The sequence below is a fragment of the Amycolatopsis coloradensis genome (assembly GCF_037997115.1).
GTDB lineage: Bacteria > Actinomycetota > Actinomycetes > Mycobacteriales > Pseudonocardiaceae > Amycolatopsis > Amycolatopsis coloradensis_A.
Map to the genome: position 1 here is coordinate 8,864,427 of NZ_CP150484.1, position 22,905 is coordinate 8,887,331.

19 protein-coding genes, 1 tRNA gene and 2 pseudogenes are annotated in these 22,905 nt (G+C 67.5%); 4 read left to right on the forward strand and 18 right to left on the reverse strand.

Annotated elements, in window-relative coordinates; translation table 11 throughout:
- Positions 1 to 14 precede the first annotated feature (14 nt).
- The 11 genes and pseudogenes from LCL61_RS41555 to rplJ form a co-directional block, all read right to left on the reverse strand.
- Entirely contained in the window at positions 15 to 3,515 is a 3,501-nt protein-coding gene (locus tag LCL61_RS41555; protein WP_219146135.1) for a DNA-directed RNA polymerase subunit beta, read from the reverse strand.
- 1,975 nt (positions 3,516 to 5,490) lie between these two features.
- On the reverse strand, positions 5,491 to 6,012 hold the full coding sequence (locus LCL61_RS41565; protein WP_034304211.1) for a hypothetical protein: 522 nt from the start codon (positions 6,010 to 6,012) through the stop codon (positions 5,491 to 5,493).
- Positions 6,013 to 6,043: 31 nt separating this feature from the next.
- Positions 6,044 to 7,309: an MlaD family protein gene (locus tag LCL61_RS41570; RefSeq protein ID WP_340684771.1), complete on the reverse strand. Its 1,266-nt coding sequence runs from the start codon at positions 7,307 to 7,309 to the stop codon at positions 6,044 to 6,046.
- Positions 7,309 to 8,508, reverse strand: a complete 1,200-nt coding sequence (locus LCL61_RS41575; protein ID WP_340684772.1) for an MCE family protein — start codon at positions 8,506 to 8,508, stop codon at positions 7,309 to 7,311. The genes LCL61_RS41570 and LCL61_RS41575 overlap by 1 nt, the downstream gene beginning before the upstream one ends.
- Positions 8,508 to 9,686 (reverse strand): MCE family protein, encoded by a 1,179-nt coding sequence (locus LCL61_RS41580; protein ID WP_340684773.1) that lies wholly within the window; start codon positions 9,684 to 9,686, stop codon positions 8,508 to 8,510. Before LCL61_RS41580 ends, LCL61_RS41575 begins: the two co-directional genes overlap by 1 nt.
- Positions 9,683 to 10,669, reverse strand: coding sequence for an MCE family protein (locus tag LCL61_RS41585; protein WP_340684774.1), 987 nt, complete (start codon positions 10,667 to 10,669; stop codon positions 9,683 to 9,685). The genes LCL61_RS41580 and LCL61_RS41585 overlap by 4 nt, the downstream gene beginning before the upstream one ends.
- Entirely contained in the window at positions 10,666 to 11,697 is a 1,032-nt protein-coding gene (locus LCL61_RS41590; protein WP_340684775.1) for an MCE family protein, read from the reverse strand. The genes LCL61_RS41585 and LCL61_RS41590 overlap by 4 nt, the downstream gene beginning before the upstream one ends.
- Positions 11,694 to 13,037, reverse strand: coding sequence for an MCE family protein (locus LCL61_RS41595; protein WP_340684776.1), 1,344 nt, complete (start codon positions 13,035 to 13,037; stop codon positions 11,694 to 11,696). Before LCL61_RS41595 ends, LCL61_RS41590 begins: the two co-directional genes overlap by 4 nt.
- On the reverse strand, positions 13,034 to 13,870 hold the full coding sequence (locus LCL61_RS41600; RefSeq protein ID WP_016331063.1) for an MlaE family ABC transporter permease: 837 nt from the start codon (positions 13,868 to 13,870) through the stop codon (positions 13,034 to 13,036). Before LCL61_RS41600 ends, LCL61_RS41595 begins: the two co-directional genes overlap by 4 nt.
- Positions 13,871 to 13,873: 3 nt before the next feature.
- Positions 13,874 to 14,110: pseudogene (locus LCL61_RS41605) on the reverse strand (ABC transporter permease); the annotation flags it as partial.
- 5 nt (positions 14,111 to 14,115) lie between these two features.
- Positions 14,116 to 14,349 (reverse strand): annotated as a pseudogene (gene rplJ, locus LCL61_RS41610) (50S ribosomal protein L10); the annotation flags it as partial.
- A gap of 329 nt (positions 14,350 to 14,678) precedes the next feature.
- Between rplJ and LCL61_RS41615 the strand changes: the two are divergent.
- A complete protein-coding gene (locus LCL61_RS41615) occupies positions 14,679 to 15,524 on the forward strand; it encodes a hypothetical protein (protein ID WP_340684777.1) in 846 nt (281 codons plus the stop codon).
- 46 nt (positions 15,525 to 15,570) lie between these two features.
- Here LCL61_RS41615 and LCL61_RS41620 read toward each other — a convergent pair whose 3' ends face one another.
- The 6 genes from LCL61_RS41620 to LCL61_RS41645 all read right to left on the reverse strand — a co-directional run bounded on the left by LCL61_RS41620 (position 15,571) and on the right by LCL61_RS41645 (position 19,199).
- The gene (locus LCL61_RS41620; protein WP_340684778.1) at positions 15,571 to 16,335 is read right to left on the reverse strand and encodes an alpha/beta hydrolase; all 765 of its coding nucleotides are present in this window, start codon (positions 16,333 to 16,335) and stop codon (positions 15,571 to 15,573) included.
- A 77-nt stretch (positions 16,336 to 16,412) separates the two neighbouring features.
- Complete coding sequence (rplA, locus tag LCL61_RS41625; protein WP_007031003.1) at positions 16,413 to 17,126, reverse strand: 50S ribosomal protein L1; 714 nt, start codon at positions 17,124 to 17,126, stop codon at positions 16,413 to 16,415.
- Positions 17,127 to 17,208: 82 nt separating this feature from the next.
- A complete protein-coding gene (rplK, locus tag LCL61_RS41630; protein WP_005152062.1) occupies positions 17,209 to 17,643 on the reverse strand; it encodes a 50S ribosomal protein L11 in 435 nt (144 codons plus the stop codon).
- 78 nt (positions 17,644 to 17,721) lie between these two features.
- Positions 17,722 to 18,570: a transcription termination/antitermination protein NusG gene (nusG, locus tag LCL61_RS41635; RefSeq protein ID WP_340684779.1), complete on the reverse strand. Its 849-nt coding sequence runs from the start codon at positions 18,568 to 18,570 to the stop codon at positions 17,722 to 17,724.
- 76 nt (positions 18,571 to 18,646) lie between these two features.
- Positions 18,647 to 19,099 carry a preprotein translocase subunit SecE gene (gene secE, locus LCL61_RS41640; RefSeq protein ID WP_007031001.1) on the reverse strand — a complete coding sequence of 151 codons (453 nt, stop codon included), beginning with the start codon at positions 19,097 to 19,099 and terminating at the stop codon, positions 18,647 to 18,649.
- 27 nt (positions 19,100 to 19,126) lie between these two features.
- Positions 19,127 to 19,199 (reverse strand) — tRNA-Trp (locus LCL61_RS41645).
- Positions 19,200 to 19,405: 206 nt separating this feature from the next.
- Between LCL61_RS41645 and LCL61_RS41650 the strand changes: the two genes are divergently transcribed.
- Together LCL61_RS41650 and LCL61_RS41655 are read left to right on the forward strand one after the other, a co-directional pair.
- A complete protein-coding gene (locus LCL61_RS41650; RefSeq protein ID WP_340684780.1) occupies positions 19,406 to 20,635 on the forward strand; it encodes a pyridoxal phosphate-dependent aminotransferase in 1,230 nt (409 codons plus the stop codon).
- Positions 20,632 to 21,528 (forward strand): TIGR03619 family F420-dependent LLM class oxidoreductase, encoded by an 897-nt coding sequence (locus tag LCL61_RS41655; protein ID WP_340684781.1) that lies wholly within the window; start codon positions 20,632 to 20,634, stop codon positions 21,526 to 21,528. Before LCL61_RS41650 ends, LCL61_RS41655 begins: the two co-directional genes overlap by 4 nt.
- 38 nt (positions 21,529 to 21,566) lie before the next feature.
- Here the strand turns inward: LCL61_RS41655 and LCL61_RS41660 are convergent, their stop codons facing one another.
- Positions 21,567 to 21,782 carry a hypothetical protein gene (locus LCL61_RS41660; RefSeq protein ID WP_093932019.1) on the reverse strand — a complete coding sequence of 72 codons (216 nt, stop codon included), beginning with the start codon at positions 21,780 to 21,782 and terminating at the stop codon, positions 21,567 to 21,569.
- A gap of 116 nt (positions 21,783 to 21,898) precedes the next feature.
- Here LCL61_RS41660 and LCL61_RS41665 point away from each other — a divergent pair, with 116 nt between their 5' ends.
- On the forward strand, positions 21,899 to 22,831 hold the full coding sequence (locus tag LCL61_RS41665) for an SGNH/GDSL hydrolase family protein (protein WP_340688812.1): 933 nt from the start codon (positions 21,899 to 21,901) through the stop codon (positions 22,829 to 22,831).
- Positions 22,832 to 22,905 lie beyond the last annotated feature (74 nt).

Sequence of the window (22,905 nt, forward strand, 5' to 3'; positions counted from 1 at the left end):
CGCCTCATCGCGGGTCAGTGCACGACGTCGTCCACCGAGGGCGACTCGTTGCGGGACAGGTTGATGCCGAGGTTGGCCGCGGCACGCTCGAGGTCCTCGTCGTCGGAGTCGCGCATCTCGATCGCGGCGCCGTCGCTGGACAGCACCTCGACGTTGAGGCAGAGCGACTGGAGCTCCTTCAGGAGCACCTTGAACGACTCCGGGATACCCGGCTCGGGGATGTTCTCCCCCTTGACGATGGCCTCGTACACCTTGACGCGGCCGACCACGTCGTCCGACTTGATCGTCAGGAGCTCCTGCAGGGTGTATGCGGCGCCGTACGCCTGCATCGCCCAGCACTCCATCTCGCCGAACCGCTGGCCACCGAACTGCGCCTTACCACCCAGCGGCTGCTGCGTGATCATCGAGTACGGACCGGTGGACCGGGCGTGGATCTTGTCGTCGACCAGGTGGTGCAGCTTCAGGATGTACATGTAGCCGACCGAGACCGGGTACGGGAACGGCTCGCCGGAGCGGCCGTCCAGCAGCGTGGCCTTGCCGTTCTGCTTGACCATGCGCTCGCCGTCGCGGTTCGGCTTGGTCGCGCCGAGCAGCCCGGTGAGCTCCTCTTCCTTCGCGCCGTCGAACACCGGGGTCGCGGTGTTCGTGCCGGGGTCGACGTCGTAGAGCTCCTCGTTGAGGTTCTTCGCCCAGTCCGGGTTGCCCTCGATCTTCCACCCCTGCGACGCCAGCCAGCCCAGGTGAAGCTCCAGGACCTGGCCGATGTTCATACGCCGCGGGACACCGTGGGTGTTCAGGATGATGTCGACGGGCGTGCCGTCCTCCATGAACGGCATGTCCTCGGCGGGGAGGATCTTGCCGATGACACCCTTGTTCCCGTGGCGGCCGGCGAGCTTGTCGCCCGGCTGGATCTTCCGCTTCTGGGCCACGTAGACACGGACCAGTTCGTTGACGCCCGGGGGCAGCTCGTCGTCGTCCTCGCGCGAGAACACGCGGATGCCGATGACCTTGCCGGTCTCACCGTGCGGCACCTTCAGCGAGGTGTCGCGGACCTCACGGGCCTTCTCGCCGAAGATCGCGCGGAGCAGGCGCTCCTCCGGGGTCAGCTCGGTCTCACCCTTGGGCGTGACCTTGCCGACCAGGATGTCGCCGTCGCGGACCTCGGCACCGATGCGGATGATGCCGCGCTCGTCGAGGTCGGCCAGGACCTCCTCGGAGACGTTCGGGATGTCCCGGGTGATCTCCTCGGCGCCCAGCTTGGTGTCGCGGGCGTCGATCTCGTGCTCCTCGATGTGGATCGACGTGAGCACGTCGTCCTGCACCAGGCGCTCGGAGAGGATGATCGCGTCCTCGTAGTTGTGGCCCTCCCACGGCATGACCGCGACGAGCAGGTTCTTGCCGAGCGCCATCTCACCGTTCTCGGTGGACGGGCCGTCGGCGATGACCTGACCCTGCTCGACCCGGTCGCCCTCGTTGACGATCGGGCGGTGGTTGAAGCAGGTGCCGTGGTTCGAGCGACGGAACTTGTACAGTCCGTAGCTCTTCCGCGTGCCGTCGTCGTGCATGATCGTGATCAGGTCGGCCGAGAGCTCCTCGACGACACCGGACTGCTCGGCGACGAGCACGTCACCGGCGTCGACCGCGGCACGCAGCTCCACCCCGGTGCCGACGTACGGCGCCTGGTTGCGGAGCAGCGGCACGGCCTGGCGCTGCATGTTCGCACCCATCAGGGCGCGGTTCGCGTCGTCGTGCTCGAGGAACGGGATCATCGCCGTCGCGACCGAGACCATCTGCCGCGGCGAGACGTCCATGTAGTCCACGTCCAGCGGGTCGATCAGCTCGACCTCGCCGCCCTTCTTACGGACCAGGACGCGGTCTTCGACGAAGGTGCCGTCTTCCGAGATCGGCGCGTTCGCCTGCGCCTTCACGTAGCGGTCTTCCTCGTCCGCGGTGAGGTAGTCGACCTGGTCGGTGACGCGGCCCTCGACGACCTTGCGGTACGGGGTCTCGATGAAACCGAACGGGTTGACCCGCGCGTACGAGCAGAGCGAACCGATCAGGCCGATGTTCGGGCCTTCCGGCGTCTCGATCGGGCACATGCGGCCGTAGTGCGACGGGTGGACGTCACGAACCTCCATGCCGGCGCGCTCACGCGACAGACCACCCGGGCCGAGGGCGGACAGACGACGCTTGTGCGTCAGCCCCGACAGCGGGTTGTTCTGGTCCATGAACTGCGACAGCTGCGAAGTACCGAAGAACTCCTTGATCGCCGCCACGACGGGACGGATGTTGATCAGGGTCTGCGGCGTGATCGCCTCGACGTCCTGGGTGGTCATCCGCTCGCGGACGACACGCTCCATCCGGGACAGACCCACGCGGATCTGGTTCTGGATGAGCTCGCCGACGGTGCGGAGACGACGGTTGCCGAAGTGGTCGATGTCGTCGGTCTCGACCGGGATGACCTGGTCGCCGACGGTCGCCTTGTCCTCGCCCGCGTGCAGGCGGACCAGGTACTCGATCGTCGAGACGATGTCCTCTTCGGTCAGCGTCCCGGTGTCGTACGGCGTGGTCAGGCCGAGCTTCTTGTTCAGCTTGTACCGGCCGACCTTGGCCAGGTCGTAGCGCTTCGGCTTGAAGAACAGGTTCTCCAGCAGCGTCTGCGCGCTCTCCTTGGTGGGCGGTTCGCCCGGGCGCAGCTTGCGGTAGATGTCGAGCAGCGCCTCGTCGGTGCCGGCGGTGTGATCCTTCTCGAGGGTGGCGAGCAGCGTCTCGGAGAAGGAGAAGCGCTCGCGGATCGCCTCGGTGGTCCAGCCGAGCGCCTTCAGCAGCACGGTGACCGGCTGGCGGCGCTTGCGGTCGATGCGGACGCCGACGGTGTCGCGCTTGTCGACGTCGAACTCGAGCCAGGCACCCCGGCTCGGGATGACGCGGACGTTGAAGACGTCCTTGTCGGTGGTCTTGTCGACGCTGGTGTCGAAGTACACACCCGGCGAACGGACCAGCTGGGACACGACGACACGCTCGGTGCCGTTGATGACGAAGGTGCCCTTGTCGGTCATCACCGGGAAGTCGCCCATGAAGACCGTCTGGCTCTTGATCTCGCCGGTGTTGTTGTTCACGAACTCGGCGGTCACGAACAGCGGGGCCGCGTACGTCATGTCCTTGTCCTTGCACTCCTCGACGGAGGCCTTGACCTCGTCGAAGCGCGGGTCGGAGAAGGACAGCGACATGGATCCGGAGAAGTCTTCGATCGGCGAGATCTCGTTGAGGACCTCTTCCAGGCCGCCGACCGGGTTTTCTTCACCTTCTTCGACGCGGCGTTCGAACCACGCCTCGTCGCCGGTGAACCATTCAAAGGACCTGATCTGCACGTCGAGCAGGTTCGGGGTGCTGAGCGGCTCGCGAATCTTTGCGAAGGAGACCCGCTTGGGGGCTCCCGGGATTCCCGTGGACTCCGAGCGAGATACAGCCGAGGTGGTCGCAGCAGTGGCCTGGTTCGCGGGAGAGACTGCCAAGATGCGTCCTTCCGGGGACAATGAGCGGTGAGCAGCCGCGTCAGCAACAGCTGATGCGATCTGTCAAGGGTGCCGTGTGCCCACTATCCTAACTACCGGCTCCGGGCAGCCTGAAAGAGGGCAGCGCAAAGAAGCAGTCTAGCCCGAACGTCGCGGTCTGTCCAGGGGGCACTCCCGATGGGGCCCAGCCTGCATCGCAACGTCTTCAGGTATGCCTCTCCTCGGCCTCCCCGGACCGTCCCTCCCGCAAGGGCACCGCCGGTTCTCACCGTTGCCAGTAAGCGTGACCCCACAGGGGCTCTGAGTCAAGATGCCGCGCGGTGGTCCCGCCGGTTGGCGCAGCGTCGAAGAAGCTCCGCACGGGGCGCTTCACAGGATGATCATCCTGGTTACCTTCGGTACCCGCAGGTGACGGCGCTGGGGCGCCGACCTGCGTTTAGCCGGCTAAACGCGATCCCGTGGAGGGGTGCTTCGGAGAGTCACCGGGTCGGGGCGGGGTGTTCTGGGGCGTCTTCGGGGTGTTTCGGGGCGTGTGGCGGTTGTGACCGGTGAGTCTTCTGGTGCGGGACACAGGAAAGGCCCCCGGATCGCGTTTAGCCCGCTAAACGCGATCCGCTTGGAGAGCCCGGGGCCTGGGGTCATGAGTGGCGTTTCGGGTTAATGAGGGGTGAGGCGAACGTGGGGTGTCCCGGTGGCGGGAGCGTGGGTGTTGTGGGTCGTTCTAGCGATCCACAACACTCGCGACCGGCTGAACCGATGCCTCACGTGCCCCACTGGTCACCCCCGTCCTAGAGCCGGGGTGCCAGGCGCGAAGGCGCAGGGTCCTGGTGGTCGTCACGCCGGGCGGAGCGCCTTTAGCGGGCTAAACGCGACTCGGGCAGGGCCACGGAGGGCTGGAAGAGCCGTGAAGGCCTCCGTGAGGGACTCTGGTCCCTCACCGTCGCCGACGGGCGGACCGACACCGACGGNCAGGGGAAGAAGGGGGTGCGGCGGGGGCCGAGGAGGCGGCCGGGTTGGGCGGAGCGGCGTAGGTGTTCATCGCCGTGATCTTCCACTTGTCGCCCTGCAGCTCCGCGTTCAAGTGCAGCTGTGCGCTCCCGGCGGTGGTCTTGTTCGTGTCGGCCCGCGTCGAGCTCTGGTCGACGAACACCATCACGTCGGCCCGGTCGCCTTCCAGCCGGATGACGGCGCTGCGGGTGACCTTGCAGGTCACGACCATCTTCTGCTGCGGGGCCAGCCGCTTGACCTCGCCCATCAGCAGGTTGTACTTCGCCCGCACCTCGTCGTTGACCAGCAGGTCACCCGCCGCGGTCTCGGTCTTCGCGATGTTGTTGTAGTCGTACGAGAACAGCGCCTCGGTCGCCTTCGCGACCTGGTCCTTGACCTGCGCGGTCTTCGCGACGTCCAGCAGCGCGGTGTTGTCCGTCGAGCTGGACACCTCGTCGGCCTGGATCTTGAAGAGCACCGCGGTCGCGGCCAGCAGCAGTCCGACGACGACCAGCGCACCCGCCAGGATCAGCTGCCTGGAACCCGGCTTCTTGGTCTCCGAAGCGTCTGAATCCTCACCTGAAGCGACCTCGGCTTCGGCGTCTTCGAGGTCGTCCGGCTTCTCTTCGGCAGCCGCGCGGACCTTCGCACGCGGGCTCGGCTTCGCGACAACCTCGTCTTCGGAGGGCTCTTCAGGGACCTCGACAGCGGCCACCTCAGCCTCAGCCTCAACAGGCTCAGCCGTCTCAGCGGCCTCAGGCTCGGGTTCAGGGGCAGGACGCGGAGCCGGTCGCGGCGACGGGCGGCGAACCGGAGTCGGCGTTTCGTCGACCTCGACCTCTGAAGCTGGGACTTCCGGAGAGGCGGGAGCAGGAGACGCACCGGGCCGTCGCAGGCCGGCCACCCGGGGGCGGCGCACCGGCGGAGTGCTGCGAGGGGGCTGGCGACGGGAGGGGGGCACTACGTGGCTCCGTTCTAGGTGACGCTCTTACTGACCGGCCGCGACGAGGGGCACGTTGTCGATCCCGGACAGCTTCCACTCATCGCCGACCCTGGTCATCGAGACCTCCAGGCGCAGCGCCTTCGAGCTCGCCTTGTCGCCCTGGGTGACCTGGGTGGAGATGGCGGCGAGGAAGCTCGCCTTGCCCTCGTGGTCGTCGAGCTCCTCGACCGCGATGTCCTGGATGGTGGTCACGACCTTGGTCTTCGCGTCGCCGAGCGCCTTGCGGTAGGTCGGCTCCAGCTGGGCCAGCTGCTGGCTCATCTTGTCGTCGGAGACGGCCTTCTGCCTGGCGAAGAACTCGTCGAGTTTCTCGAAGTCGACCTCGGTGTACGCCTTGATCGCGGTGCCGCCCGCCTTGACCACGTCGTCCCGAGAGCGCGCCAGGTCGGCGTTGTCGTCCGACGCGGCCACGGCCCACATGACACCGAAGATCGCCGCGGCGACGAAGGCGGCGAGCGCGAACGCCGCCGCCCCGAGGACCAGGGTCCGCGATCGAGAAGAACTCATGACACTCCAGGTTAGATATACGGTCTCGGCCTCAGCCGGGCAGGCCCAGCAGCGTGCCGAGGGTGGGCAGGCTGACCCCGGGGCTCTGCAGGACACTCGGCATGCCCTGTGCCGCGCGCAGGCTGGCCAGTTCCTCGGCCGAGCGGCCGGCGTTCGCCGCGACGTCGCCTTCCGACGGGATCTGCGGGACCCCGTTGTACGGCACGTTCTGCGAACCGCGCACGTTGATCGGGCTGCCCTTCGGCTCGGCGCAGTACGCGTCGTCCTTCGGCGGGCGAGGCGTCGTGTCGGTGCCTTCGCGGTACTTGTCGAGGCCGAGGTAGCCCTTGGTGCACGAAGGCGGGTTGAACAGGTTGAGCGCGAGGCCCAAGTGCGCGGTGCCGTCGTTGGCGACGCTGTTCGCGCCCGCGGCCAGCATCGGGTAGGTCACCAGGCCCTGTTCCAGCCCGTCGAGCCGGGTCACCAGCAGGTTCGACGTCGTGAGCAGGTTCGCCGTCAGCGCGCCCAGCCCCGGCCCGGATTCGGCGAGAACCGAGCTGATCTGGTTCGCCACCTGCGGGGTGATCCCGATCAGCTTCCGGATGTCGGCGTCGGAGTTCTTCAGTGTGCCGGAGAGCTTGTTGAGGTCCGCGCTGAACGACTTCATCGAGCTCGCCATGTCGTTCTGCGTTTCGAGGACCTGCCCGCCCTTTTCCAGCAGCTGGACGGTCTGCGGCAGGTATTCCTGCGCGGTCGCGGTGAAGCTCCGCGCGGTGTCGAGCAGCCGCTGCAGGTCCGGGCCGGTGCCGTTGAAGGCGTTGTACGACTCGTCGACGACCTTGCGCAGCGAGTCGGTCGGCACCGAAGCCGCGAGGCTGTCGAGGTCGCCGATGAGCTGCTCGGTGGGCACGGGCGTCTTGACCTTGTCGGCCGGGATGACCGAGCTCGCGTTCAGGAACGGGCCGTTCTCGCTCCGGGGCCGCAGGTCGACGAACTGTTCGCCGACCGCCGACCGGTTCGCGACGACGGCGTCGAGATCGGCGGGCACCTGCGGGGCGTCCGGCGAGATGTTGAGGTCGGCCTCCAGCCCGGTTTTGGTCAGGCGCAGCTCGCCGACCCGGCCGATGTTGAAGCCCCGGTACGTGACCTCGGCGTTCTGGAAGATGCCGCCCGACTGCTTGAGCTGCAGTTTCACCGTGTAGCCCTCGTCGCCGAAGACCTGGCCGAGCCCGGCGAACCGGATCAGCGCGTACACGATGGCGACCACGGAGATGATCGCGAACGCGACCAGCTGGATCTTCGTCCTACGGACCAGCATCAGCCGGCACCTCCCGACAGCACGCCGAAGATACCGGCGGGTCCGGTCTGTTGCGGCTGCCCGCCACCCTGTGGCGCGCTCGCCTGGCCACCGGCGACACCGCCGACGCTGTCCGGGATCGGCAGGGGCGGGTTCGCGCCCGGCCCCTCGGTGCCGCCGGTCAGGCCCGGGACCGGGACGACGTCCTTGAGCGGGTTCTCCCGGCTGCGGCCGAGGTTCTTGAGGATCTCGTTCAGGTTCAGGTCGATCTTCGCGAACAGGTTGAAGTAGTCGCCCTTGACGCCGTCGTAGGCGGCGTCGCTGAACGGGAAGGTCAGCAGGATCTCCAGCGCCTTCGGCAGATCCGAGCCCGCCTCGCCGAGCTTCTGCAGCGTCGGCTGCAGCGCCTTGAGGTCGGCGACGAGGTCTTCCTTGCTCTTGTTCACCGTGTCGACGGCGACCCCGGAGAGATGGTTGAGCGCGTTCAGCATGGTCACCAGCTGACCGCGCTGCTGCTCCAGCACGCCGAGGCCGGGGCCGAGGTTGTCGACCGCGCCGACCAGCTTGTCCTTCTGGCCGTTCAGGGTGAGCGAGAGCCGGTTCAGCCCGTCGAGCGCCCGCGTGATGTTCGCGGACTGCTTGTCCAGGTTCGTGACCAGCTCGTTGGTGTTGTTCAGCAGCGCCTTGAGCTCCGGCGAACGGCCGGTGGTGGCGTTGTTGAGTTCCTTGGTGATGGTGTTGAGCTGTTCGACCCCGCCACCGTTGAGCAGCAGCGAAAGCGCACCGAGTAGTTCTTCGACCTCGACGCTGCGGTTCGTGCGGGCCAGCGGGATCACGGCGTTGTCGGCGAGCTTGCCCTGCCCGTCGGCGGGCGCCGCCAGCTCGACGTACTTCTCACCGAGGAGGCTCGACTGCTTGACGTTGGCGAGCGCGTTCGCCGGCAGCTTCACGTCGCCGTTGACCCGGAGGGTGACCTCGGCGTTCCAGCCGTCCTGGGTCAGCCCGATCGCTTCGACGCGGCCGATGGCGACCTCGTTCACCTTCACCCCGGCCTGCGGGGTCAGGTCGAGCACGTCCCGGAACTGCACCTTGACCGTGTACGGGTGGTCGCCGAGTTCGGCGCCGCCGGGCAGCGGGACGTCGTAGATCCCGCTGAACCCGCAGCCGCTCAACGTCAGCGCCGCGACCGTCCCGGAGGCGATAAGAGCGATCTTCTTCATCACTTCGCCCCCGAACCGTAGAGCTCACCGGCGATCGGGAGCGGAAGCGGCGGCAACTGGCCCGCCTGCGAAGACTGGATCACCTGCGCGATCGACGGCAGCGGCACCAGCCCGTCGACCAGCCCGGCGACCCCCTTGCACGCGTCGCCCAGCGCGTCGAGCGCGTCCGGGGTCTGCTTGAGCAGGTTGCACACCATCACCAGCGGCGGCTGGGTGAGCTCGTTGAGGTTGGCCCGCGCGTCGAGCGTGCCCGACGAGGCGTTGTAGGTGTTGACCAGGTTGCCGAGGCCGACCGGGGCGACGTCGAGGATCTCGGCGAGCGCGCCGCGCTGATCCACGAGCACCTTGGTCACGCTGGCCAGCTTGTCCACATTGGACTTGAGTCGGTCGCGGTTCTTCTCGATGAACGCCTGCACCGCGGTGAGCGTGTCGGACAGCTGCTTCACCGTGGCCGAGAGGTTCTCCCGCTCCCCCGCGAGGAATCCGCTGACGTCGGCGAGCTGCCGTTCGAAGTCGCGGACCTGCTTGTCGCTGTTCACCAGCGTCTGCGAGAAGGAGCCGAGGTTCTCGACGGTCTTGAACAGGTCGTCCTTGTTGCCCGACAACGTGCCCGCGGCCTGGCCGAGTTTCGTGATCGTGTCGTGCAGCGCCTGCCCGTTGCCGTCGAAGTTCTTCGCGGCGGTGTCGAGCAGGTTCGACAGCGAACCGTTCTTGTTGGCGCCGTTGGGCCCGAGCGATTTGCTGACCCGGGAGAGGCTGGCGGCGAGTTCGTCGACTTCCAGGGGGACCTCGGTGCGGTCGAGCCCGATGACCGCACCGTCGGCGATCCGCGGGCCGCCCTTGTAGGCCGGGGCGAGCTGCACGTAGCGGTCGCTGACCAGGGACGGCGACACGATGATCGCCTTCGCGTCCGCGGGCACGGCGACCGAACGGTCGTACTCGAGTTCGACGCGGACCTGGTTGCCCATCGGCTGGATCTTGGTGACCGTGCCCATGTCGACGCCGAGCATGCGGACACTGTTGCCCTCGTAGAGGCCGACGGTGCCGGCGAAGTACGCGGTCACGTGGTTGCGGCCGGCGTCCTTGAGCGTCCACCACAGCGCGCCGGCGACGACCAGCGCGAGCACGATCGCGATGGTGAAGCCGCGAGCCAGGCCGGCTCCGAGACGGGTACTCATTTCTCGTAGCACCCCTTCTCGTTGATCGGCCCGAACGACGGCAGGACCAGTCCGCAGATGTAGTTGTCGAACCAGCGGCCGTTGCCGATCGTGTTCGTGAACACCCGGATGAACGGCGCGAACCGCGCGATGCCCTGGCCGAGGGCGTCCTGGTTGCGCTGGAGCATCGAGGTCAGCTGGTCGAGCTGGGTGAGCACCGGGTCGAGCTGCGCGTCGTTGTCGTCGACCAGGCCCTTGAGCTGGGTGGCGAGGTTGCGCGAGCCGTCCAGCAGCGCGGAGATCGCGTCCTTGCGCTTGGCCACCTCGCCGAGCAGCTTGTTGCCGTCGGCCAGCAGCTTCTGGAACTCGGCGTCACGGTCGACGAGCGTCTGCGAGACCTGCCGCGTGTTCGCGAGCAGGCTCGACAGCTGCGAGTCACGCTTGGCGATGGTGTCCGAGAGCCGGGAAAGGCCGGTCAGCGCGCCCTTCACGTCGGCTGGGGTGTCCGCGAACGTGTCCGTGATGACGTCGAAGCTCTTCGCCAGCTGCGTCGTGTCGATGTCGTCGACGGTCTGCGAAAGCCCGCGGAAGGCGTCGAGGACGTCGAACGGCGACATCGTGCGCTCACGCGGGATGGTGGCGCTCGGGTCGAGCGTGCGCTGCCCCTGCGGGTCGAGCGCCAGGTACTTCTGGCCGAGCACGGTCTTGATCTTGATGGCCGCGCTGGTCTTGTCGCCAAGCCAGGCGTCCTTGACCTTGAACGAGATCCGGACCTTGTCGCCGTCGAGCTTGATCTCGGAGACCTTGCCGACCTTCACGCCGGCGACCCGGACGTCGTTGTCCTCCTGCAGGCCCGAAGCCTCGCTGAAGTCCGCGGAGTACGTCGTCCCGCCGCCGATGACCGGTAGGTCCTCCGAGTTGAGCGCGGCGAGGAAACCGAGCAGCAGCACCGAGATGCCGACCAGCGCGATCGGGATCGGATTGCGTTTCTGGAACGACTTCATGCCGTGCACCTCGCCCGGTTCACCGGCAGCAGCGGCAGGTTGATCGGTTCGTTGATCAGCGGAGGCAGGGCGACGGCTCCCGTCATCTCACAAGCGAAGAAGTTGAACCAGGAGCCGTAGTCGGCCGTGCGGGTCAGCGCCGTCACCTTCTGCGGCAGGAACTGGATGAAGTGCTCGACGATCGGCTGGCTGTCGTTGAGGTTCTTCGTCAGCGTGCCGAGCGCGGCGATGTCCTGCTTGAGCGGCTCGCGGGCCTCGCCGAGCAGACCGGAGGTCGTCTGGGCGAGGGTGCCGAGCGAGTCGATGGCGTCGCCGATCGGCTCGCGGTCCGCGGCCAGCCCGGAGACCAGCTGCTGCAGCTTGACGATCAGGTCGTTCAGCTGCGGCGTATGCGCGTTGACCGTGTCGAGCACCGAGTTCAGGTTGTCGATGACCTCACCGATCACCTTGTCCTTGTCGGCGATCGTGGTGGCCAGCGACGCGGTGTGCTTCAACAGGCTTTCGACCGTGCCGCCCTCGCCCTGAAGGACCTGGATGACCTCGTAGGACAGCTTGTTGATGTCGTCCGGGTTGAGCGCGGTGAACAGCGGCTTGAACCCGTTGAACAACTGCGTCAGGTCGAGCGCGGGCGTGGTCCGCTCCAGCGGGATGTTCCCGCCGGGCTCCAGTGTCTTGCCGGAGGTGTCGGTGCCCTGCCCGAGCGAGAGGTAGCGCTGGCCGACCAGGTTCCGGAACTTGATCTGCGCGGTCACCCCGGCGGGCAGTTTGCGGCCGGCGTCCACTTCGAACTCGATCTCGGCCTGACGCCGGTCGACGATGCGGACCTCCTTGACCTGCCCGACCCGGACACCGGCGATGCGGACGTCGTCGTTGGGCAGCACGAGGGTCGCGTCGCTGAACCGCGCCTTGTAGGCGTTGGTGCTGGTGGTGTTCACGTTGGCGATGCTGATCCCGAGGATGGTCGTGAACAGCACGGTGACGACGATGAAGGCGCCGAGTTTGATCAGCGGAGCGAGCAATCCCCTCATTTGACGTGCACCTCCGCTCCTCGGTAGAGCGGGCCGACGAGCAGCGAGCCCCAGCCGGGCACGTCCGACGCGGCCATGCCGACCTGCGGTGCGACCAACTGCGCGAGGAAGTCCGATTCGGACGCGCTGTAGGACGGGCTACCGCCGGGGGCGCCCCCGCCGTTGCCGTTGTAGCCGCCGTAGTTCGCGAAGTTGTTCGACGGCGAGAGACCGTCGTTCGCCGAGCGCGCCGGCGGTTTGACCGTGCTGCCGTCCTTGATCGGGCCGTCCGGCGGGTACTGCGGGAACGGGTCCGGGAACTGCTTCAGGTCGTAGCAGCGCGGGCCGCGTTTGTCCTCGAACCGAGGCTCGTCCTTGCCGGGCAGGTACGGCCCGCGGTTGACGGTGACCTCGATGGTCGCGTGCAGACCCGGCCGGTCGGTGCCCTTGCCGAGAGCCTTGTCGATCTTCGGCAGGTTGTCCGCCATCTGCCCGATCACGCACGGGTACTCCGGCGAGTACTTCGCCAGCAGCTCCGCCGTCGGGCGGGCGGTGTCGGCGAGCCGGATCAGGTTGTCCGCGTTGTTCCGCAGGAACGTCTGCAGATCGACCGAAGCCTGGGTGACGCTGCCGTAGAGGTTCGCCAGGTTCATCTTCTGGTCCACCACGGTGCGGGTGGTGGTGCTCAGGTTGTCCAAGGTCTGCACCAGATCCGGGGCGACGGCGCCGAGGTTGTCCGAGAACTTCGCGAGCTCCTTGAGGTTCTGCTGGAGCTTGGGCTCGTGCGGGTTCAGTTCGCCGACGTAATTGCCGAGCTGCGCGAGGGTGTCGCCGAGTTGGTCGCCGCGGCCGTTGAGCGCGGTCGAGATCGCCGAAAGCGTGCTCGACAGCTTCTGCGGCTGGACGGCCTGCAAGACCGGCATCAGATGGGCGAAGGCCTGCTCCAGCTCGACCGCGCCGGACGTGCGGTCCTGGGTGATCACGTCGCCCTCGGCGATCGTCTTCTCCGAAGGCACGTCCGGGATTTCGAGGGAAACGAAGCGCTCACCGAACAAGGTCTTCGGCAGGAATCGCGCCGAAACGTTCTGGGGGATCAGTTTCGCCGACTCCGGATTCAGCGCGAGCGTGAGTTCGGCACCGTCCGGCGTCGCGGCGATGTCCTTCACCGAACCGACGATCAGACCGCGGACCTTCACGTCGGACTGCTTCAGCAACTGGTTCCCGATGTTGCCCGACTGGAGCTTCACGCTGACGACGGGTGTGAAGGCCCTTTGGTACAGCGCGATGCTCAGCGCCACTCCGCCGATGAGCACGGCGACCAGAAGCAGGCCCAGCAGCCTGCGCCGGATTGTCGCGATCATCCTGCGATCCTCACCGTGACGTCGGTTCCCCAGATCGCGAAACCGATGAAGAAGTTCATGATGGACACCGTGACGATGCTCAGCCGGACCGCTTTACCGACGGCCACGCCGACACCGGCGGGGCCACCGGAGGCCCGGTATCCGAAATAGCAATGGGACAGGATGATCAAGACGCTGAACAACAGCACCTTGATGAACGAATACAACACATCCTGTGGTGGTAGGAACAGGTCGAAGTAATGGTCGTAGGTACCCGCTGACTGGTTGTAGATGTAGATAACGACCAACCGGGACGCGAGATACGAACTCAGCAGGCCGATGACGTACAGCGGGATGACCGCGACGAAACCGGCGATGATCCGCGTGGTCACCAGGTACGGCAGGCTGGGCACGCCCATGACTTCGAGTGCGTCGATCTCCTCCGAGATCCGCATCGCGCCCAGCTGGGCGGTGAACCCGGCGCCGACCGTCGCCGAAAGCGCGAGGCCGGCGACCAGCGGGGCGATCTCGCGGGTGTTGAAGAACGCGGTCAGGAAGCCGGTGAAGGCCGAAGTGCCGATCGAGTTCAGCGCCGAATAACCCTGAAGACCGACGAGGACACCGGTGAACAGCGTCAGGCCGACCATCACGCCGACCGTGCCGCCGATGACCGCGAGCGAGCCGGAACCGAAGCTCACCTCGGCCAGCAGCCGCAGAACTTCTTTCATGTAGCGGCGAAGCGTCCTCGGCGTCCACAACAACGCGCGGCCGTAGAACGACATCTGGTCACCGAGGTTGTCCAGAGTCTGCAAAGGACGGTTGGCGACCCGCTTGGCGCCCTGGAGAAAGGTCATGCGTCAGTCCAGCTTTCCGGGCACGATCTGCAGGTAGATCAGCGTGATCACGAAGTTCACCACGAACAGCATGAGGAACGTGATGACGACCGACTGGTTCACCGCGTCGCCGACGCCCTTCGGGCCGCCGGACGGGTTCAGTCCCCGGTAGGAGGCGACGACCGCGGCGATGAAGCCGAAGATCAGCGCCTTCAGCTCGCCGACCCAGAGGTCCGGCAGCTGGGCCAGCGCGGAGAAGCTCGNATCGCGGTCGGGCCGACGAACAGGTCCTCGAGACCCTCGATTCCGGCGTCCGTGGCGGCACGCTTGACGAGGGTGTTCTTCGCGACCCGGTACTTGGCATTGGTGCCGAGAGCGCGGCGCAGCTGGGACAGCTGGGACACGGAGAGGCCGGTGTACTGGGTAACGACTGTGGCCGAGCTGCTGCGGAAGCTCTCCGCGATCTCGGCGACGGCCGCCTCCTTGTCGGGCTTCGCCATGGTCGCCTCCTCTCTTGGCTAGTGGTCCACTGGCCTTGAGAGCCCTGAAACGACGAAACGCCCCAGCGCAGACAGGCGCGGGGCGTCAGGGCACACGACGACATGCGTCATGGACGAGCCTCGTTCCTCCTGCGCGGGTCGCCCGCCCTAGCGGGGCCTTCGTTCTCCAGGCCAGATGACCAGGAGAAGACCAGCGGTCTTCGGTAGAACCTTGACGAGGATACGTGACCCTGTTTCGTCCCCGGCGGCACCCCCCTGCCAAATCGCGTTTAGCCCGCTAAACGCGACCGGCGGAGTGCGCGGGAGGGCCCGCGAGGCATCATGGTGACGTGGCGGAGCAGCGTGATGACGGAAAGCCGGACAACGAGCCCGGCACGGACATCGAACCCAAGGCGGGAGGTCGGCCCGCGCCCCGGCTGGACGAGGAACAACTGCGCCAGTTCCAGCAGTTTCAGCAGTTCCAGGACTATCTGAAGTTCACCGAGGCGCAGCAGCAGGGCCTTGTGCCGTCGCAGCCCGCGCAGCCCATGACCCAGCACTACGGAGGACAGCCCCCGGTACCTCCGGGACCTCCTCCCGGTGAACTCGTCAAGGCCCCTCGGCCGCGTGCGCCGCGCTGGCTGCGCCGTCTGGGCGGGAAGCTCCTCGCCTGGGTGATCGTGATCCTGCTGATCTGCATTGGCGCGACCATCGCCTACCGGCAGATCTTCCCCAGCGACGCCGGGGAAGACACGGCGACGTTCGTCCAGGGCGGCGGGGGCAAGCACCGCACCAACCAGGTGCTTTCGACCAACCCGTGGGAGGCGGTGCGGGCCATCTACGACACGATCGGCAAGCCGTACCCACCTGCCACCCGCGTCGAAAAGGTCTGCCTGTCGATGAGCGAGCAGGCGCAGGCCCAGTTCGCCCGCGACCTCGGCTATCCGGATTGCGCGACCGCTGTCCCGGCGCTGAACGCGAAGGTCACCGACATCACGCCGTACATCTACGCGGTGCGCCCCATGTCGAGTGTGGTCCCGCGGCAGAACCTGACGATCCACTCGTGCTGGTACACCATCCGCGGTGGCCCCCTGCTTGGCAGCTTCACCCTGCAGGAAGTCGAGATGGGCCAGTGGCTGATCACCGGGCACGCGAACTCCCCCGACCCCTGCCCCGCCCCGCCCACGGGCAACTGACCTGGGCGTTTCCACCCCAGATCGCGATTAGGGGGCTAAACGCAGGTCAGAGGTCGTGCGAAGTCAGGAAGCCGGTCAGCGCGGAGCCGAAGGCGGGGTGCATGACGGCGGCCATGTGGTCGCCGGGGACGCGGACGAGGCGAGCGCCGGCGATGGCGGCGGCCAGGCGTTCGGGTTCCGCGGCCAGCGGGTCGGTGTCCCCGGCCAGGATCAGGGTCGGCACCGCGATCGCCGTCAGGTCCAGTTTCGGGTTCGCCGTCCCGCGCGCGACGGCCGCCAGCGCGATCCGGTCCGCCCGCAGAGCGTCGGCCAGCATACGAAACGGCGCCGAAGACGGCGGAAGCGCCGAAGGGTCCTCCGCCAGGAGAGCATCGCTGATCGCCTCCGGCGTGACGACGCGGGTGTCCACGCCACCGAAGTCGACGATCCCCGAACCGACCCCGCCGATCGCGAGACACCGGATCCGCGGGTCGTCGGCCACAGCGCCGAGCGCGATCATCGCGCCCATCGAGTAGCCGACCATCGACACCTCGTCGAGGTTCAGCGTGTCGAGCAGCGCCGACACGTCGCGGACCATCGCATCGTCGCCGTAGCTCGCCTCGTCGTGCGGTTTCGCCGACCGCCCGTGGCCGCGCGCGTCCAGGCTGATCACGGTCAGCCCCGCGTCCTGGAGGGTGTCGACGACGCCCGGCGCGATCCAGTTGGCGTTCGTGTCGGCGGCGAAGCCGTGTTGCAGCAGTACCGGACGCCCTCGGCCTTCCCAAACGGTGTAGCTCAGCTGAAGCCCGTCGAACGACGCGAAGGTAGGCATGCCCTCAAGCAAACACGAAAAAGGGGCGACCCCGCCGTAGCGGGACCGCCCCCTTCTCAGTGATGTCTAACTCAGACTCACGCGTCCTCGGAGAGGAGGTTGCGGGTCCGGGCCGGGTCGACCGGGACACCCGGGCCCATCGTCGTGGAGATCGTGACCTTCTTCAGGTAGCGACCCTTCGCCGACGAGGGCTTGGCGCGGAGGATCTCGTCCAGCGCGGCCGCGTAGTTCTCCACCAGCTTCTCGGTGTCGAACGAGGCCTTGCCGATGACGAAGTGCAGGTTGGCCTGCTTGTCCACGCGGAAGTTGATCTTACCGCCCTTGATGTCCGTCACGGCCTTCGCGACCGCGGGGGTCACGGTGCCGGTCTTCGGGTTCGGCATCAGGCCACGCGGGCCGAGGATGCGGGCGATACGGCCGACCTTCGCCATCTGGTCCGGCGTCGCGATCGCGGCGTCGAACTCGAGCCAGCCACCCTGGATGCGCTCGATCAGTTCGTCGGTGCCGACCACGTCCGCGCCGGCGGCCTCGGCCTCGGCGGCCTTGTCACCAACGGCGAAGACAATGACGCGGGCGGTCTTACCGGTGCCGTGCGGCAGGTTCACGGTGCCGCGGACCATCTGGTCGGCCTTACGAGGGTCGACACCGAGGCGCATGGCGACCTCGACGGTGGCGTCCATCTTCGCGGAGGAAGTCTCCTTGGCCAGCTTCGCGGCCTCGAGCGGGGCGTAGAGCCGCTCGCGGTCCACCAGCTCAAGAGCCTTGCGGTAGGCCTTGCTGTGCTTGGGCATTGCTTCTGTCCTTAACTCTTCAACGGATCAGTGTGGTGTTGGAGCCAGCACTTGGCTCTCCCACGGTGGTGCTGGGTGGAGCTCAGTCGACGACCGTGATGCCCATCGAGCGGGCGGTGCCGGCGATGATCTTCGCGGCCTGGTCGATGTCGTGCGCGTTCAGGTCGGATTCCTTGGTCTTCGCGATGTCGCGGACCTGGTCCCAGGTGACCTTGGCGACCTTGGTCTTGTGCGGCTCGCCGGAACCCTTCTCCACGCCCGCGGCCTTCAGCAGCAGCTTCGCGGCCGGCGGCGTCTTGAGCTTGAAGTCGAACGTGCGGTCTTCGTACACGGAGATCTCGACCGGGACGACGTCCCCGCGCTGCGACTCGGTCGCGGCGTTGTAGGCCTTGCAGAACTCCATGATGTTGACGCCGTGCTGACCCAGCGCGGGGCCGACCGGCGGCGCGGGGTTGGCCGCACCCGCCTTGATCTGCAGCTTGATGATCGCCGCAAGCTTCTTCTTCTTGGGTGGCATTTCGTTTGTTCCTTCTTACTGACTTGAGTCCCCCGCACACCTGCCAGTACGCGGGGACTGCCGGCCGTCTGGCGGCCGTCAGATCTTGGAGACCTGGTTGAACGACAGCTCGACCGGGGTCTCCCGGCCGAAGATCGACACCAGGACCTTCAGCTTCTGTCCGTCCACGTTGACCTCGGAGATCGTCGCGGGCAGCGTCGCGAACGGGCCGTCCATGACGGTGACCGACTCGCCGACCTCGAAGTCGACCTCGACCGCGGGCGCACCGAGCTGGGACTCGGCGGAAGCGGCCTCTCCCTTGCCGGACTTGGCGGGGGCGGCCGTCTCGACCTTGGGCGCGAGGAACTTGAGCACCTCGTCCACGGTCAGCGGCGACGGACGCGACGTGGCGCCGACGAACCCGGTGACACCCGGCGTGTTGCGCACCGCGCTCCACGAGGCGTCGTTCAGGTCCATGCGGACCAGGATGTAGCCGGGCAGCACCTTGCGCTGCACCTGCTTGCGCTGGCCGTTCTTGATCTCGGTGACCTCTTCGGTCGGGACCTCGATCTGGAAGATGTAGTCCTCGACGTCCAGCGTCTGGGTCCGGGTCTCGAGGTTGGTCTTCACCTTGTTCTCGTAGCCCGCGTACGAGTGCACGACGTACCACTCACCGGGAGCGGCGTTGAGTTCCGCGCGCAGCTTCGCGACCGGGTCGACGTCCTCGTCGGACTCGGCGGCGGTGTCGTCGGCTGCGGTGTCGTCGGTCTCGACGGACGCCTCTTCGGCCTCCGCGACATCTCCGGCTTCGTCGACCTCGTCGCCTGCGGCGGGCACCTCGACGGAGTCCAGGTGCTCGGACTGCTCGTCGCCGAGTGCCGCGTGCACCTGCTCGTCGGAAAGCTCGGTCAGCTCATGACCGGCTGCTGTGCCGTTGTCGGAGGTCACGTTCCGTCCTCTCAGTTGATCGGTTGCCGTGGCGCAGGCCACCGGGCGGTGCGCTCAGGCACCGCGAACGGCTGCCTCAGCTGCCGAAGACGGCACCGACGACCTCTTTGAAGGCCAGGTCGAGGCCGCTCACCAGCGCCACCATGAACACCACGAAGACCAGCACCACCGCGGTGTAGGTGACCATCTGCTTGCGGTTCGGCCAGATGACCTTGCGCAGCTCGGCCCAGACCTCACGGATGAAGCGCATGAGCCGGGCGAAGATCGACGCCTGCTTCGGCTTGCGGTCGCGCTTCGGGGTCGCCGTGCCTTTGGCGTCCTTGGACTTCTCGGTCTTGTCCCCGGCCTTCGCCTTGCCGGCGGGGCGGGTCTTGTCGTCCGACTTGGCGTCGGCCTTACCGGACGGGCGCGCGGACGCACGGCGCTCACGCCGGGCAGCGGCGGTCACCGGGCGGGACTGCTCGTCGGGCTTCTGCCCGGCGCCGTCCTGCGCCTTCTCACCGCTGGCGTCGCTGTCGCTCACGACCACTCCTCCGCCTTCACCAGTTCGCTAACGCAGGGGTGACAGGACTTGAACCTGCAACCTGCGGTTTTGGAGACCGCTGCTCTGCCAATTGAGCTACACCCCTTTGGAACCCCGATGCTCCGGAGCTCCCGAGGACGCATTCCATCGTCCCCACCGCCGTGGCGGGGATGACCGTAGTGCGTTCCAAGACCAGAAGTCTACGGCAACCCCCGAACAGCTTCGCAACCGCGCCCCTCAAAGCGGCGCGGAGCAGCCTTCCGCGGGGAAACTCCCCCACGGCCGACCCCATGATCGTGCCACGATGTCGCCATGAGCGCTCCCGCACCCTCGCCTTCGATGGCCAACCGCGTCTCGGCCCGCATCGGCGGCATCACGCCCTCGGCCACGCTGGCCGTCGACGCGAAGGCCCGGGAGCTCAAGGCACAGGGTCGCCCGGTGATCGGGTTCGGTGCCGGGCAGCCGGACTTCCCCACCCCGGCCAACGTGCTCGAAGCCGCCGAAGCGGCCGTCCGGGACAAGGTCAATCACGGCTACACCGCCGCGGGCGGGCTGCCGGAGCTGCGCGAGGCGATCGCGGCGAAGACCGTCCGCGACTCCGGGTTCGAGGTCGACCCCGGCCGCGTCCTGGTGACCAACGGCGGCAAGCAGGCGGTCTACTCGGCGTTCGCGACGCTGCTCGACCCCGGCGACGAGGTGCTGCTGCCCGCGCCGTACTGGACGACGTACCCGGAGTCGATCGCCCTCGCCGGCGGCGTCGCGGTGCAGGTCACGGCGGACGAGACGACGGGCTACCTGGTCACCGTCGAGCAGCTCGAAGCCGCCAGGACACCGCGCACGAAGGTGCTGCTTTTCGTGTCGCCGTCGAACCCGACCGGCGCGGTGTACCCGCGCGAACAGGTCGAGGCGATCGGGCGCTGGGCGTACGAAAACGGCCTCTGGGTCATCACCGACGAGATCTACGAGCACCTGGTCTACGACGGCGCCGAAGCGCCCTCGATGCCCGTCCTGGTCCCGGAACTCGCCGACCGGACGATCGTCCTCAACGGTGTCGCGAAGACGTACTCGATGACCGGCTGGCGGGTGGGCTGGCTGCTCGGTCCGCAAGACGTGGTCAAGGCGGCGACGGCGTACCAGTCGCACTTGTGCGGCAACGTTTCGAACGTGGCGCAACGAGCCGCGCTGGCCGCGGTGAGCGGCCCGCTCGACGCCGTTTTCGCGATGCGCGAAGCCTTCGACTCCCGCCGCCAGAAGGCACTTTCCCTGCTGTCCGAGATCCCTGGCGTCGAGACTCCGGTGCCGCTCGGCGCCTTCTACGTGTACCCGTCGGTGAAAGCCTTGCTGGGTAAGGAAATTCGCGGCGCGCGCCCGGCCGACACGGTGGCGCTGGCCGATCTGATCCTGCGCGAGGCCGAGGTCGCCGTGGTGCCCGGCGAGGCGTTCGGGACCCCTGGCTACTTCCGGATTTCCTATGCGCTGGGCGAAAGCGATCTCGCCGAAGGGATCTCCAGGATGGGCAGCCTGCTCGCGGAAGCACGGTGACCGTGATGCGCCTGGGAATCGCCCTTCCGCAATACGGTCCCCTCGCGTCGATGGACGCCGTCACCGGTTTCGCCGCGGCCGCCGAAGAGCTCGGGTACGAGTCCTTGTGGGTCGGGGATCGTGTGCTGGCCCCGGTGTCGCCGTCGGACTTCTACCCCGGCGGCACGCCGGAACGGCCGTACCCGCCCGAGTTCGTCACCTTCGCCGATCCGCTCATCCTGCTGACCGTCGCCTCCAGCGTCACGAACAAGGTCCGGCTGGGCACCAGCACACTCACCGGAACGGTGTATCCGGCCGTCGTGCTCGCCCGGATGCTCACTTCACTGGATCAGGTGAGCGGCGGCCGCCTGGACGTCGGCTTGGGCATCGGCTGGCTTCGCGACGAGTACACGGCGACGGGCACGCCCTGGAAGGGCCGTGGCGGGCAACTGGAGGAGCTTCTCGACGTCCTCGGAAAGTTCTGGACCGGAGACCCTGTCGAGCACGAAGGCGAACGCTGGCGGATCCCGGCGTCGAAGGTCGGCTTACGACCGGCGCAGAGCCCGCATCCGCCGGTGTTGCTGGGCGGGCTGTCGCCGGTGGCGCTGGATCGCGTCGGCCGCCGCGCGGACGGCTGGCTTCCCGCGGGACTACCCGCGCCGTATCTGGCGAAGCTCTGGGAGACCGTGGTGAGCGCGGCCGAGAAGGCGGGTCGCGATCCCGGCACGCTGCGGCGGGTCCTGCGGATCAACCCGAAGCCCGGAACCGATCTCCAAGACGTCGCCTCGCAGCTGAAGGCGGCTGCCGAAACCGGGATCGCCGAAGCCTTCGTCGACCCGCACTACCTCGCGCGGGACGTCGGCCACGCCCTCGATCTCGCCGCCGAGCTGCGCGACCTCGTCCCCCGCGGCTGAAGGCCCTCCCCGGTTCACCGGGAAGGGCCTTCCGAAGGTCAGGATTCGCCGTCGGCGAGCTGTACGAGCGCGTGGGCCTTCGCGGCGTACTTCCAGTTGCCGAGGTCCCGGATGGTCTTGATCTTGAGCTCGGCGAGGAGTTCGTCGTGCTTCTTGGTGAGGCCTTCGAGCGCGGACGGGGGCGCGTCCAGCAGCTCGTTGATCCCCTTGTCCTCCCACGCCTTGTCGACCAGCTTGGTCAAGTTCAGGCTCACGTTTTCGCCTTTCCTCGGTGCCAGGTACCCGTCCACCTTGAATGTGATCCACATCTCAGGCAACCGGAGATCACCCGTTCACGCGTCGTCCACCGACGAGCGGACCGATGACAAATGTGACCCAGGTCGCGTACAACGAACGGGTGACGCAGCGGAGAACGGGCGGAGGCTGCCTCTTCCTGGTGATCGTGCTGTCCGTCCTGGGGATCGCTTACCACCTGTGGGAGCGTGGGACGTCGGTGACACCTGCGGGAGTCACCGTTTCGGACGGCGCGGGCCGGTACGTGGCGCTGGGTGATTCGTACACGGCGTCGCCGGGCACCGGTCGACCTGTGGGTGCGCCCCCGGGCTGCGACCGCTCGGACAACAACTACCCGAGCCTGCTCGCCGCGAAGCTGCGCCCGGCCGAGTTCGTCGACGCCAGCTGCGGTGGCGCCACGACCGAACACCTCACCGGTGAGCAGAAGACCCGGGACGGCACGAACGCTCCGCAACTCGACGCCATCGACGGCGACACGACCCTGGTGACCGTCGGGATCGGCGGTAACGACGTGGGCTTCGTCGGCTTCGCGAACCAGTGCACGACGCAGGTGCAGACCGCTTCGCCTTGTAGGGCCCAGCTGACCGCGGGTGGACGTGACCAGCTGGCCGAGCGGATCGCCGCAGCGGCGGGGCGGCTCGGCGGAATCCTGGACCAGATCCACGCGAAAGCCCCTTCGGCGCGCATCGTGGTCGTGGGGTATCCGACGGTGCTTCCGGACGACGACGCCGGTTGCTGGCCGGTCCTGCCCGTCGGCGCGGGGGACGTCGCCTACTTCCGCGACTCGCTGAAACGACTGAACACGGCGCTGCAGGAGACCGCGAAGGAGCACGAAGCGGGCTTCGCCGACATGTCGACAGCGAGCAAGGGGCGGGACATGTGCAGCGCCGCGAACCGGCGCTGGGTCGAAGGCCCAGCTCCCTCCGTGCCCGCGGCGCCACTGCACCCGAACGCGCGGGGCGCGGAAGGGATGGCGGAGGTCATCGAGAAGCTGCTCAAGCTCGCGTAGGGGTTTCTGCGGGCCTTGCCTCGGTGATGTGGCGGGCTCGGGTCTGGACTGGCAGGGCACGCGGGGTGTCCAGC